Here is a 13,165-nt window from a genome sequence, read left to right as displayed (position 1 = left end):
TCTAACACTCCTTGAGAAAACCAGCCAGAGCCTCTGCCATCCCCCGGCTTTCGATTTCATCCATAAAGGCTGCTGTCATCTGCACCAGGCCTTGAACCTTGGATAGATCCTCCTGGAAAAAATCCTTCTGTTCAAGCAGTTCATGGACAAGGGCCTCATTGGTCTGAAACTGTCCGGCCCTGCGGAAAAAAGCGAGGACCTGTTCATCGTCCCGAACCTGCTCATGTTTGTAGTAGACAATCAGCGCTGCCAGGGCAAAGACGGTGCATGCAGGCAGCGTCCCCTTGCGGGCGGCATATTCTTTCAGTGATGGCTTGATTCTGGCCGTCCATTTTGAAATGCTGTTGAGGGCGATATCGGTCAGCTTGTGGTCAATAAAGGGGTTGGCAAAGCGATCGAATACATCTTCAGCAAATTGGCGCAAATCTTCCTTGGGCAGGTCCAAGGTTGGAATGACTTCTTGAAAAACAAAGGTCCTGACAAACTGGTTGATCTTCTCCTCTTCCATGCTTTCTCTGACAATTTGTTTTCCTGCGAGACGGGCCACAGGGACCAGGCAAGTATGGGCCCCGTTGAGAATTCTCACCTTGCGGGTTTTGTAAGGCTTGTGGTCTTTTTTTACCAGGATCGGCAGCCCGGCCCTGGCAAAAGGAAGCCGTTCTTCCAAATCCTCCGCACCCTCAATAACCCAAAGGCCAAAGGATTCTGCCGCATCCATCAAGACGTCCTCATATCCGTTTTTTCGGTTTTCTTCCTCCGGATCGGCAGGGTATCCGGTGACGATCCGATCCACCAGGGTGGAGCAGAATCGATTTTCCTGCTCTACCCATTGGATGAAGTCCGGCCCCAAATCCCAGTCCCGGATGTGGGACAGCACGCAGTCTTTCAGCTTTTTTCCGTTATCATCGATGAGTTCGCAGGAGAGTATGATAAATCCCCGCTGGCTGGCTGTGCGGGAAAATCGTTCATACAGCAGCCTGGTCAGCTTTGCCGGAAAAGTTCCGGCAGGTTGGTCGGAAAACCGGCAGGTGCCGTCGTAAACGATCCCGGCCTCCGTTGTGTTGGATACGATATATTCCATCTCCTCATTTCTGGCCAACTCCAAAAAAGAAGGAAAATCTTCATACGGATCGATCCCTCTGCTGATGCAGCTGATGATCCGCTTTTCATTTCTGATTCCTTGTCTGTCCCGGCCCCGCAGGCAGAGAGTGTACAGTCCCTCCTGCCGGTTGATATCCCCAATGCGTCCTGCCGGAATAGGCTGGACAACGGCCACTTTACCGTTAAAATCACCCCTCTCGTTGGCAAGGTCGATAAAGTAATCAACAAAGCCCCGCAGAAAATTCCCTTCGCCGAATTGAATGACTTTCTCAGGAGCCTGCCGGAGAAGATAGCCGTCATAGTTTAATATATCCAGAGTTTCATACGTTAATTTTTCCATGGACCCTCCTTTAAAATTCGATCAGAACCTTGAGCATGTTTCCCCGGCTTGCATCAAACTCTCTGAAAGCTTCCGCGCTTTCCTTGAATTTGTAAACGTTAGTAATCAGCTTGTCAAAAGGGATAGCTCCTTTTTTCGCCAGTTGGATGGCCTCGAGAAAGTCTTCTTTTCCTGCGTTGCGGGAACCGAATACAGATAATTCCTTTTTTTGCAGCATGGTAAAGTTAAAATCCAGATTCTCTTTGCCCACGCCGATTAAAAGGACTTTACCCGCAAACGCCGTTCCATCGACAGCCAGCTGGAAAGTCTGCGGAAGCCCCACAGCCTCTACGGCTGTATCATAGCCCCGTCCCTGAGTGAGGCTTTCTATTTTTTCAGACAAATGGCCATCGTTGAGCACGTATTGATCAAATCCGAAGGTTTTTACATAGTCCAGCTTTTCCCTGGATATATCGCAGATATGAACTTCCGCGCCCATGATTTTGGCTGATAGTCCAGCCATCACACCGATGGTTCCGGCGCCGATGATCAGAACCCGCTCTCCGGCTTTGATGCCCGCCCGCTTGATTCCATGGTACCCGATGCAGAAAGGCTCGATGAGGGCCAGATACTTTGGGTCAATGCCTTCACCCTTATACAGCCGCTCCACCGGCATGGTAATGTACTGGCGAAAGGCCCCGTCCCTTTGGGCGCCCATGGTTTGGTTGTTTTCACAGCAATTGACAAATCCCCGCTGACAGGCGTAGCACTGACCGCAGTTAAAATAAGGGTTGGCTGTGACGATCATGCCTTTTTCCAGCCCCAGTTCATTGGGGCCGATGTCAACGATTTCTGCAGAAAATTCATGCCCTGGAATCCTTGGATAATCGGCATAGGCAAACGTCCCCCTATACGTGCCCAGGTCCGATCCGCAGATTCCGCCGTAAATCAGCTTGAGCACTGCTTCGCCCTCGCCTCTCTTGGGCAGCTCCGCCTCTTTATAGACCAGTTCCTTTGGTCTTTCAATACGAATATAATCCACAAAGATACCTCCTTTTGTTCTTTAAAACTTGTTGTTCAGCAGCTTGATTGCCTTCTCTGCTTTTTCCGCGGCCTCAGTTTCCTTTAAAACGGCCTGATTATAGCAGCGCTGCTGACGATCCAGGGCCTGCTCCAGCCGCTCCCTTTCCTGATAACCGTACTTGTTTTCCAGAAGGGACCTGATTACAGCGTACAAGTCCTCATTGCCGTTTTCGATCAGGCCGGTGCCCCAGCTGTCTTTTGGCTCCTCTATCACCTGCTTTACAAAATAATCATAGGTGTCCCGACTGAAGAACGGCGCATAATAATTAAAATCAATTTCCATCAGATGGTCCGCCGCAGAGGAATACTGCCCTTTCTCTGAACAGGCAACGGCTTTTTCCAACGCCTCCACATTGGCAGCGTACCTTTGATGGGGAGCGATCATTTCATCGTTCCAATTGAGCCGGATAAAGTGCTGGTGGATAGATTGATAAATTTTGTGAAGTTCCTGATTTAAGGCTCCTTTATCCGCCGGAATCCGGCCTTCCGCCAAGCAGCCTTCATTGAAATCGGCCACATGCTCCTTGAGCAGGACCGCCTCCCTTACCGCTTTCTTAAAAATCTGAACATCGGATTCTTTCAGGACTGGGGCAAGCTCTTCATAAATCCCCCCAAGCCTTCTCTGCAAATTGATGGGGCAGATCGCTTTTGCGTCCAGATGGGCAATGATATGAGCAAACAGGTTATGAAACAGTTCAAAGGCTTGATCATCAAAACCTGCTTCCCAGGAGCTGTCCGAGCTGTGGAGGACTTTCCGGTCCGCCAGGCACCCATCGTAGGCTCCGGCGACGAAGCTGGGAATTCCCGCTTTTGTATAACTGAAATCTTCTGTGGAGGACGTCAATTTCATATTTGTTTCTATCTGGTATTCTCCTGTGTTTCCATAGGCGTTCACGGCCTCTTGTACAAAATCGTACAGCTCCTGGGTGCAGACGATACAGAATTTCCTCTCTCCCTTTACTGCATAAAACCCATCCAGGTTGACCACTGCGAAGCCCGTTTCCTTCCACTCCGGCCGAATATTCGTGATCTGCCGCCAGGCTCCGATCGCCCAATCGTATTTGCTGTCCATCAAGCCCCATTCTTCCGCTCCGTGGGCGACAAATCGCAGCGTCTTTTTGGGTCGAACTCCTTTCTCCGTAAAAGCCCTGGCCAGCCCCAAAGCCCAGCCGATTCCCTGTACATCGTCAAAGACCGTGTAATAATAGGAATCGTAATGGTTGATGATGTAGATAACGTCCTCTGTTTCCCCAGGGATGTCTCCCCAGATATTATAGGAAATGCCGCCTTCTTCGACCCTGCTGTCCACATTCAGGACGACGGATATTTCCTTTGTGCTGCTGGCAGCAATCTGCTGTTTCAGCCGAAAGCCGTCTTTCTTTCCAATGGAAAAGGCCAGCAGATCCGCCGGACCACAAAGATCTTCCGACACCAGCACATTGTCCCCTTCCTGCCCGAATCCTCCTGTATTGATGCAGATCACCCCCAGGGCTCCCCGAATCTTTGCTTCATATGCGGGAAAATTTATCCACCAGTCGTCAGCCTGATTGATTTCGATCAGCACCAGCTTTCCTTTGGGATCTACCTGTTCATAGTCCTGCTCCGTTCCTTTTCCTGCGAAGATTATGGACACGTTTTTTTCTTCAAAGACTGCATGGCAGGCGTAACCGCCCAGGGAAACTTCCTGCTTCTCCCCGCTTTCTTCCGTATAAGTCAGCGAAGCTTTTTTTAAGGTCCAGCTATCCACCGGAAAGGGATCCTTTGTAACCCTTGTAAGTCCGGCCTCTTTGAATTTTTTTACCAAATAGTCCGCCGCCTCATGTTCCGCGGGCGAACCGGCACAGCGGCCGCCGATCCTGCTGCAATCGGTTATCCGGGACAGCTCCTCGATTACTTTTTTTGAAAAGGTAATGTCTATTTTTTCCTTTTTCCAATCGCTGTTCATTTTTATCTCCATCGACATAATACAGGGAGCCGGATATTCCTTCCATGCTCCCTCTCCATTTATTAAAAGTATTAAAAGATCTTTGCCGGATCTTTTTTCTTGCCCCAGATCATGAGAATGATTCCGATAATGCCTGCGGCAATGGTAAGGTATTTAATAGCTGTAATAAAGGTCTGGAAAATATCCGGGCTTCCGTAGCCTTCCGCATAAACCGCCGGATCCTCGTACCACGGGAAGAAGAAGATGGCGATGATGCCCAGGATCGCCCACATGACCAGAATCACGCCTGTCCTCAGGATGTCTCCCGGCGCCAATTTTGTAGCGGGGTTGATGGGATACCGCTGAGGATCGATGGATGTCATTCCGCCGTAAACTTTCTTGATGATGATGTAAGCTGCAGGTCCGCTGATTACGCCGATAATACCGAATAGGAAATAATCGGTTCCGTTCAAATATAAGGCTATCACTCCGATTATAAAGGGTACCGAGCTGTAAGCGATGAACACTCCGTCGCTTACCTTTAACTTAAAGGGGCCGTCCGGATGGGTCTTTCTCACTCTTCTCAGAATGCCCGATATCTGGGTCAGGCTGGAAGCAAAGATGCTCATGGTAACGGTAATGATAACCAACTGTGTAAAGTTGAACTGGCAGATAATAAAGGATACAACAGCTACGCTGAGCACGCCCACATAGGGAACGCCTCTCTTCTTGTCGCATTTAACCAAGAACTTTGGACAAAGGTTGTCGGCGGCCATTACGAAAAAGCCTCTGGATGTGGACGCGATGTATCCGTTGAACAGTGAGACGTTGGACAGAACTGCAACAATCAGGAAGAAGCTGAAGAAAATCGGTCCTCCGTATTCTCTGGCCACATCGATGTAAGAAACACCTTCCGAACCCCAGTTATCCCACTGGCCGATAGAGGAAAGTCCTGCAGTTGTGGGAACGATGTAGGTCAAAATGATCAATGGAATGGCGATCATCAATGCTTTTGGTATGATCTGCGGTTTTTCCAGTTCTTCGCTCATGATGGACATGGCTTCCATTCCTCCGTACATCCACATGCCGATGGCCAGACCATAACCGATGCTTTCAATCAAGCTTTGTCCCTCCGGTATAAAGGGCTGGACCGGCGAATGATTGTAATGGGCGAATCCGAGAATCGCCACGATGGTGAAAGCTGCCAGAATACTGATGGATATAATGGTATTGACGATTGCTACGTCCTTGATTCCTCTCAGGTTGACGATTGTAAAAACCACGATAAAGGCAATTTTTACAATGTATTCCTGCGTTCCGGTCAGATGAAAGGCGCTGGCCATGTAATTGGATGCCAGCACGACGAAGGTTACGGTATTAAAGTAGCCTCCCAGAGTTCTCCACCAGCCCATCTGGAACCCCCAAAATTCACCGCAGGTTTCCTGAACCCACTTGTACGGGCCTCCTTCGGCCGGAATGGCAGATCCCATCTCGGCGCAGACAAAAGCCTGCGGATATGCCCAGACCAGCGGTATGATGATCAGCATGACCATGCACAGGCCCGGGCCCACGCTGGGTACCATGTCTTCGATTCCATAAGCCCCTGCGGCTGTCAGAGAATAGATGGTGCCCACTACGGCCAGAAGTCCGACTTTATGGCGTTTCAGCCCTTTGTTGGATAAATCGTTCATATCTCCCTCCATAATTATAAAATGAGAACAACGGCATTTTGCATATCTGTTGCATATCTGTTGTATACAACAGATCATGTGATTATTTTAACCCCTTGTAAAATGTTTGTCAACTATATTTTGAACAATCTGACCATTTCCCGGCCATCTTTATTTTTTAGCGGGCTTTTCCTTTTTTTAATCCCTTTTTTTCCAATCTTGTAGTATACTTTTAAACATGAAGGAACCATTCCTTTGATTTGTTTTACAAAAAATCTCAGAAGATTAATGATAAAAGGAAGAATATGCAAAAAGAAAGTTTAAAAAATAAAGCTTATAATTTGATTAAGACAAAGATCGTCAATTGTGAATATCCTCCCAATTCCTTCTTAAACGAAACGCTGCTCATGGACGAAATCGGCTCCAGCCGGACGCCCATCAGGGAAGCCCTCAGTAAGCTGGAACAGGAAAATCTGGTTCGGATCCTTCCCAAAAAAGGAATCATGGTGTCGGATCTTTCCATCAATGAAATCAGCATGATCTTTGAAACCCGGATTTTAATCGAGCCTTACATCGTCGCCCATTACGGGCAGCTGGTTCCGTCCGACATTCTGTCATCCATGAAAAAAACCTTTGATTTGAAAAATTTATCCCACAGATCGACCAATGAAATTTACGTGAAGGATGATCAATTTCACAAATTACTGGTCAATTCCAGCAAAAATCTATATTTTATGCGGACCATGGATTACATCTACAACCAAAACTTCCGCCTGCGGGTTATGACCGGAAATCAGAATCAGGAACGGATCCTGGCTTCCAACAACGAACACGTAAATATTATCGACCTGATGCTGGGCGGGAAATTCGATGAGGCAGGAGAAGCGATCAAGACCCATCTGGGGAAGGCCAGGGAAGCTAGTTTTTCCAGTTTCATCAATCATTACTGAACTTGATTTGAGGACATATGCTTATGGATACGGTTAAAAAAAAGAAACGATTCAAAAACGGGTTTTTGATTTTACTCCTCGTCGATCTTTTACTCCTGCTTCTCATCTGCTCTTCGGCGGCAGCAGTGGTCTGGGCTGCGCAGAATATGGTGGAGGAAGCCGAAAAAAAAGAGGCGGCCAAGGTGGAGGCCATGTATGAAAAAGCCTCAGAAGTGAATCTCCCTGACTCCTTGCGCCAGTATACTGCCGACCGGCTGACAAAGCAGGAATCCATTCCTGCCTATTCCCTGGAACAGATTTACGACCTTGATCTGAGAAAGCCCAGCGGCGTAACGGAAGCCGATTTAAAGCTGGTCACCAGCCAGGGGCTGGTCGGACTGGAGGAAGCCTTTGTTCGCGCTGAGGAAAAATACGGAGTCAACTGCGTTTTCCTCATGTCCATCGCTTCGCTGGAAAGCGCCAAAGGAACCATGATGTTCCGGCCCAACAATATGTTTGGCTACGGCCGAAGCGGATTTTCTTCCAAGTCTGAAGGCATCAACGTGGTTGCCAAAGGCCTTTCTTCCAAATATCTCAAGCCGGGCGCCAGTCTTTACGGCGGCAGTCCCACAGTAAAAGGTGTCAACAAACGCTATGCCGCAAATCCCCAGTGGTATGCCAAGGTGGGGAATTATATGGTGGATTATTACGCGGTCATCAGCAAGCGTCATAAGGAAGCACTGAGCAGAATTAAGTAACTAAGGAAAGGCCGGAACGTTGATGTTTGATGAAATTTTCTTTTTTACCTATATCTTTGCCGGATTTGTGGGCTTTCTCGTTTTAAGGATGTAAAAGGAAAGATTGCTCTGGCCGGCGTGGATCAGTGGAATGTGGCCTGGATCGATCAATATATGAATGAAGCCGCCCTTCACGGCGCTGCGGCCATCGTTACATACAGTCTGGAAATCGGCTACGGATCTTACTCCGACGATATGATCAACATGCAGGATTTATGCGCAAAAGACGTGATCCCTTGCGTCAGCATCAGCCGCAATCACTACAAGGAGCTTTCCAAAGCCATAAAGGAAGGTAAGAATAAAGCGACTTTGGAAGTCGATAATGTTATGGAGCCGGATAAGGGCACCATCTACAATGTGGTTGGAAAAATCAAGGGAAAATCCTCTGACCAGCAAATCATTGTCTCCGGTCATTATGCCGTATATTTCAATGGTTTTCAGGATGATAGCTGCGCCATCAGCCTGATTCTTTCTATGGCCAAGGCTATGAAGGATTCCGAATATACCCCGGAAAACGATATTGTCTTCGTATGCCACGGTTCTAAGGAATGGGGCGCCATCGGAAGCCAGTTCGACTGGACCACCGGCGCCTGGGAAATGATCAACAACGCTCATCCTGATTGGGCCGGAAAAACCATCGCCATGCTCAACTTCGAGCTTCCCGCCGTTTACGATGGAGCAAAACAGGGCGAGATCCAGTGCGATCCCGACTTTGCTCCCCTTGTGAAAGAGTTTGTGGAAAATTCCGGAATTCTTGCCGCGCCTGAAAACGATATTTATCCCGACGGCTTTAACAGCACTTCCGTCGATACTTTTTGCCTGGAGGACGGGGGTTCTTACCGGGCCAGCGGCGTTCCTCACTCTGTCAATATCCCGGGATTCGATAAGGAAAAAGATAAAAACTGGAACCGCGACCGCTATCATACGGTGGCCGACGACAAGGATACCTACAATGCGGATGTTATGACCACCAATCTCAAGACCTTCGGCACATTGGCCATCTATGTGGATCAGACTCCGGCCCTCAAGCTGGATATGACTGCTACCTGCGATGATCTGGGTGAAGCGCTCAACGAAGATTTGGCAAAGGCAGCCGGTGCGGATACGGAAGCTTATAAGGCGGCCTCCAAAGAACTGCGCGCTTCTGTCGACAGCCTGAACAAGAAGATCGATGATGTCAATTCCCGCTACGAGAAGGCTGTTTCAGACGGCGCTTCTGAGGATGAGCTCACGGCCATTCGGTCAGAAGGAAAAGCGCTGAATAAGACGACTTTGGAAACCTTCAAATATATCCAGGATCATTTTATCGGCATTATCCTCACTTCCGATATGGTCATCAAGCACATTCCTTACCAGTCCAATATCGAACTGATCTCAGACGTTACGGCAGCTCTGGAAAAAGACGTGCTATCCAATGAAAAGCAGCAAAACGGCGCTCTGGATTTGGCTGGTCAGATCAACGTCAGAGCGGAATTCGGATATTATTCCTTCAGCCCAAAGACCTGCAAAGCCTCAGAAGAATCGCTTCTCGAAGACAGCAACAAGGGCAATCTTTTCTGGGGAACGGGTAAAGGCTCAAAGCTGGCGGATACGAAGGATGCGACCCGCTCGCTTCTGAAAAAATCAGCCGCCGGGGAAAAGGGTTCTTACAGCGAGGAAATCGAAATTTACAACAAGGCCCTAAAAGCCCAGCAGAAGGAAATGACAAAAACCATGGAAGCCGAAACTAAGGCTATGAAGGAGCTGGCTGACAGCTTGAAAGCGAAAATTTAGGAAGTAAGATTTTGTTCATCTGAAATCAAAAAGGGCTGTCGCATTAGTGAAAACGAATGCGATGTGCCCTTTTTTCGATCCATTTTTTGAAAGGAGCAGCCCCTTCGGCCCAGGATTCATAAAGGGTGAAAAGCAAAATGATCGCTCGAGCTTGTTTTGGTCTAAGTTTACGATGATTTTTCATCGCGGGAAGAGAAAATAAGGTAGAAAAGAGATAATTTCCTGCTGTTTTTAGGAGGATTGGCAGCGAAAAAGGCCTAAAATCATCGCTGAAAAGGCTGCTAGTCTCAGATCACGATGATTTGCTCCCAGCCTCGACTCCAGGCCCCGCAAACCCGCAACTTTGCGTAAATCCAGAAAATTTTCCGGACTTAAAATTTCCTGGTATCCTTTACCCTATTTCCACAGCTTGTCCGGGTAAAGCCCTTTGTCCTTCATGGACTGGAGAGCAGCCACCACCTGTTCCTTATCGGCCCGGTAGGTCACTCCGTACCATTTATCCTGGGAAGGAAGAACTTTTACCGTTGCTTTTCCTTCTTTCACCAGCCGGTCCGCCACCATAGGCAGATAATATTCGCCCTTGAGCGGATTCTCTTTTATCGCCTGATCTAAAAAAGCAGGAAATCCTTTTTCCATTTCTTCCATCATGCTTTTGGTAAAGCCCCAAAAATTCATGGACACCGTTGTTCCATCGGGGAGAGGTATCCAGGACTGGCCGTCGTCCTCCGTATAGCAAACACCTTCCGGCCGCCTCATGATCTTGGTGCGCTCAGTAACTTGAGTCAAATTACCTTCTTCCGTGATCTCACATACGCCGCGGGCCACATGTCCGTTTTCTGTAATGGTGTTTTCCAATTTGAAGCCCACCATGCAGTAGGAATAGGTTGCGCCGTCCTTGCTGCTGATCAGGAAATCATAGATGCTCTGGAACCCTCCGGCTCCATAATAATCGTCGGCATTGATGACTGCAAAGGGTCCGTTGATCAAATGTCTGCAGCTCAAAACTGCATGGGCTGTTCCCCAAGGCTTTTCCCGGCCCTGCGGAACCAGATAACCCTGGGGGAGATCCTCCAGCTTTTGAAAGGCGTACTCCACCTGTAGATGCTTTCCCGCTCTGTCGTCGATTAAAGCCCGGAAGTCCTCTTCCATTTCTTCTTTAATAACGAATATGACTTTTTTAAATCCGGCCATCATGGCATCATAGAGGGAAAAATCCAAGATGATCTCGCCCTGATCGCTGATGGGGTCCATCTGTTTAAGCCCGCCGTACCGGGAACCTATTCCCGCGGCCATTATAATTAAAGTTGGTTCTTTCATAACGCTTCCTCTTTTCTGATGTTTTTAACAGGGCCTGTCCAATGCAAAAGCCCTGTTATAGTATACGATAAATGACGGCCGCCCGCAAGCCGGGGATACTTGCCTGCGGCCCATTTGTGTCGTATACTGAAAACATAACTTATATTTGATCGGGGGACATTATGAATCATTCAAGAATCTTTGTAATTGGCTTTATGGGAAGCGATCGACGGGGGCTGGCTGAAAAGCTGGCAAAAGAGTATCAATATCGCGTTTTTGATTTGGACGATGAAATTGAGAAGAAGGACGGCCGCACCGTCCAGAGAATTTGCATGATGATGGGCGAACACGAATATCGGAATAAAGAGTACGAAATGCTGTGCCTTTTGGCGGAGGAAGAGGGGATTGTCGTTTCCTGCGGGGACGGTGTTATGCTGGATGAAATGAACAGGGACATACTCGAACAAAACAAAGTCATTGTCGCTGATGGGGACATTTCCCCGAAAACCTTGTGGGAAAGGGCAAAAGATGAGAAGGGGCTGCCTTACGCCTTTATGAATCAAAGCGATTCTTCCTTAAAGAAAGAAAAATTCTTTGCCCTTTACGAACAACGCAAACCATTGTATAATCAATTTATATGAAAATCTTAGGAGGATTTCAATGATTTACAAAAGTGAAGATGCTGAGAAAAGAAGCGCTTTTCTTGTAGCTGATAAAATGGTTGCCGCCGCCAAGACAGCTCCCAAGGGCTGCGGAGAAGACAAGGTCATATCTTTTATTTTAGATGGAAACGATAAGGACGTGCTCAGCGCCCATATGCGGGACATCGCCAAGGAAACGGGAGCTGACTTTTTTGAAAGGGACGCTAAAAATGTGGATGACAGTCATTGCATCGTATTGCTTGGTGTTCTCAGCGATCCGCTGGGACTTGATCCGTGCGGCATGTGCGGATTTGAAAATTGTGCGGAAATGACGAAAGCCGGAGCAAATTGTGCCTTTAATGTAACCGATCTGGGCATTGCTGTCGGATCGGCCGTCTCCATAGCCGCTGATAATCGGATCGATAATCGGGTCTTATTTTCAGCCGGACAGGCTGCCTTGAGGATGGGATGTTTCCCGTCCGGCGTGAGAGTCTGCTTTGGAATTCCTCTTTCCACTTCATCAAAGAGCATTTTCTTTGATCGGGACCCGGAAAATGTGATGGTTTAATCGCTGAGATTTATTTTTCAAAATGCTGATAATCTTTCAGTGCTTTCCAATCCCCGCCCCAGGTAAAACCATGTTTTTTAAACAGCTTGTATATAAAGTCATTTTTATGAATCATCGCAGCGGCTTACTTGCCGCTGTATTTTTTTACGTCACGCTGGGCGTAAACCTTGCCGTTTGCGGGCTCCACGGTTGATCCTTTTACATAAGGATTAAGCTGCTGGTGTTGTTGGCTCTCATGGAGCGGTTGGATTTGCCAAGATGTATCATAGAACGCGCCAACTTTGAGTCTGGCTCCGGCCGCATGGGAGCAGTCAGAAAATAAAAGTAAAAAGACAAAAAAAAGGAAAATACATGCTCATATTTTTTTAATTCATCTAGACAACCTTTCTTCTTTAATGCGGCAGTCCTGCTCTTTTTTCATACCGTTCTTCCATGGCGATGAGGACCATCAAAATAGCCAGCCCCAAACACCAGCCTCCCAGAACATCCGTTGGAAAATGAACACCCATATAGATGCGGCTCAAGCCGATAAAGATCCAGGGTATAGCCAAAAGCACCGTCAAGAGATTGGCCTTTTTCCTATCTTTCACATAACGCCTCACCAGATAAATCAACATTCCAAAGACAACCATGCTGGTTATGGAGTGGCCGCTTGTAAAGGAGTATCCTCCCTGATCGATCAGATGCAGGCTCACATCCGGCCGGGGCCTCTTGAATATGATTTTAATAACTTTATTGAGGGCTGTCACAGTGATGGCGCCCACGGAAACCGGTATTCCATAACGAACTCTGGTTTTTCGAAAAAACAGCAGCAGTATGCACAAAATGGTTATGCTCTGCCAGTTTCCCATATATGTAAGGACCTTAAGTATTGGAGTCAAAACATCGTTTCTCAAAGAATAGAACCACTCTCTGATCACAGTATCAAAGGCAAGCTCCCCTCCGCCCACGACAAAACAGGCGATTATAAGAAAACCCGCCAGTCCGCCAATCATCAGAATCATTTGTTTTTTTGACATATTGTTCATCATCCGCCTTCCTCTTTTATCTATCCTATTATATAT

At 47.8% G+C, this 13,165-nt stretch carries 12 protein-coding genes; 5 read left to right on the top strand and 7 right to left on the bottom strand.

The window, feature by feature from the left end; translation table 11 throughout:
- Window position 1 precedes the first annotated feature (1 nt).
- The 4 genes from NIA71_RS14045 to NIA71_RS14030 all read right to left on the bottom strand — a co-directional run bounded on the left by NIA71_RS14045 (window position 2) and on the right by NIA71_RS14030 (window position 6,118).
- The gene (locus NIA71_RS14045) at window positions 2-1,441 is read right to left on the bottom strand and encodes a tagaturonate reductase (RefSeq protein ID WP_253020729.1); all 1,440 of its coding nucleotides are present in this window, start codon (window positions 1,439-1,441) and stop codon (window positions 2-4) included.
- 10 nt (window positions 1,442-1,451) lie between these two features.
- A complete protein-coding gene (locus NIA71_RS14040; RefSeq protein ID WP_253020728.1) occupies window positions 1,452-2,462 on the bottom strand; it encodes a zinc-binding alcohol dehydrogenase family protein in 1,011 nt (336 codons plus the stop codon).
- A gap of 21 nt (window positions 2,463-2,483) precedes the next feature.
- Entirely contained in the window at window positions 2,484-4,448 is a 1,965-nt protein-coding gene (locus NIA71_RS14035; RefSeq protein ID WP_253020727.1) for a M20/M25/M40 family metallo-hydrolase, read from the bottom strand.
- Window positions 4,449-4,519: 71 nt separating this feature from the next.
- Window positions 4,520-6,118, bottom strand: coding sequence for an APC family permease (locus NIA71_RS14030; RefSeq protein WP_253020726.1), 1,599 nt, complete (start codon window positions 6,116-6,118; stop codon window positions 4,520-4,522).
- Window positions 6,119-6,402: 284 nt separating this feature from the next.
- Between NIA71_RS14030 and NIA71_RS14025 the strand changes: the two genes are divergently transcribed.
- From NIA71_RS14025 to NIA71_RS14015, 3 genes are all read left to right on the top strand, one after another.
- A complete protein-coding gene (locus tag NIA71_RS14025; protein WP_253020725.1) occupies window positions 6,403-7,047 on the top strand; it encodes a GntR family transcriptional regulator in 645 nt (214 codons plus the stop codon).
- Between the two features lie 23 nt (window positions 7,048-7,070).
- The gene (locus NIA71_RS14020) at window positions 7,071-7,784 is read left to right on the top strand and encodes a glucosaminidase domain-containing protein (RefSeq protein WP_253020724.1); all 714 of its coding nucleotides are present in this window, start codon (window positions 7,071-7,073) and stop codon (window positions 7,782-7,784) included.
- 117 nt (window positions 7,785-7,901) lie between these two features.
- The gene (locus NIA71_RS14015; protein ID WP_253020723.1) at window positions 7,902-9,596 is read left to right on the top strand and encodes a M28 family metallopeptidase; all 1,695 of its coding nucleotides are present in this window, start codon (window positions 7,902-7,904) and stop codon (window positions 9,594-9,596) included.
- 396 nt (window positions 9,597-9,992) lie between these two features.
- Here the strand turns inward: NIA71_RS14015 and NIA71_RS14010 are convergent, their stop codons facing one another.
- On the bottom strand, window positions 9,993-10,913 hold the full coding sequence (locus tag NIA71_RS14010; protein WP_253020722.1) for a nucleotidyltransferase family protein: 921 nt from the start codon (window positions 10,911-10,913) through the stop codon (window positions 9,993-9,995).
- Between the two features lie 161 nt (window positions 10,914-11,074).
- Here NIA71_RS14010 and NIA71_RS14005 point away from each other — a divergent pair, with 161 nt between their 5' ends.
- Window positions 11,075-11,533 carry a shikimate kinase gene (locus NIA71_RS14005; RefSeq protein ID WP_253020721.1) on the top strand — a complete coding sequence of 153 codons (459 nt, stop codon included), beginning with the start codon at window positions 11,075-11,077 and terminating at the stop codon, window positions 11,531-11,533.
- A 19-nt stretch (window positions 11,534-11,552) separates the two neighbouring features.
- A complete protein-coding gene (locus tag NIA71_RS14000) occupies window positions 11,553-12,101 on the top strand; it encodes a ferredoxin domain-containing protein (protein WP_148398156.1) in 549 nt (182 codons plus the stop codon).
- 10 nt (window positions 12,102-12,111) lie between these two features.
- On the opposite strand, the gene NIA71_RS13995 is transcribed toward NIA71_RS14000, so the two are convergent.
- Together NIA71_RS13995 and NIA71_RS13990 are read right to left on the bottom strand one after the other, a co-directional pair.
- Entirely contained in the window at window positions 12,112-12,216 is a 105-nt protein-coding gene (locus NIA71_RS13995; RefSeq protein ID WP_336246075.1) for a M15 family metallopeptidase, read from the bottom strand.
- 277 nt (window positions 12,217-12,493) lie between these two features.
- Window positions 12,494-13,132: a phosphatase PAP2 family protein gene (locus tag NIA71_RS13990; RefSeq protein WP_253020720.1), complete on the bottom strand. Its 639-nt coding sequence runs from the start codon at window positions 13,130-13,132 to the stop codon at window positions 12,494-12,496.
- Window positions 13,133-13,165: the final 33 nt, after the last annotated feature.

It is taken from the genome of Ihubacter massiliensis (genome assembly GCF_024125305.1).
GTDB lineage: Bacteria > Bacillota > Clostridia > Peptostreptococcales > Anaerovoracaceae > Hominibacterium > Hominibacterium faecale.
The sequence above is the reverse complement of the archived record's forward strand: the minus strand, read 5'-3'. Positions and strand labels throughout refer to the sequence as shown.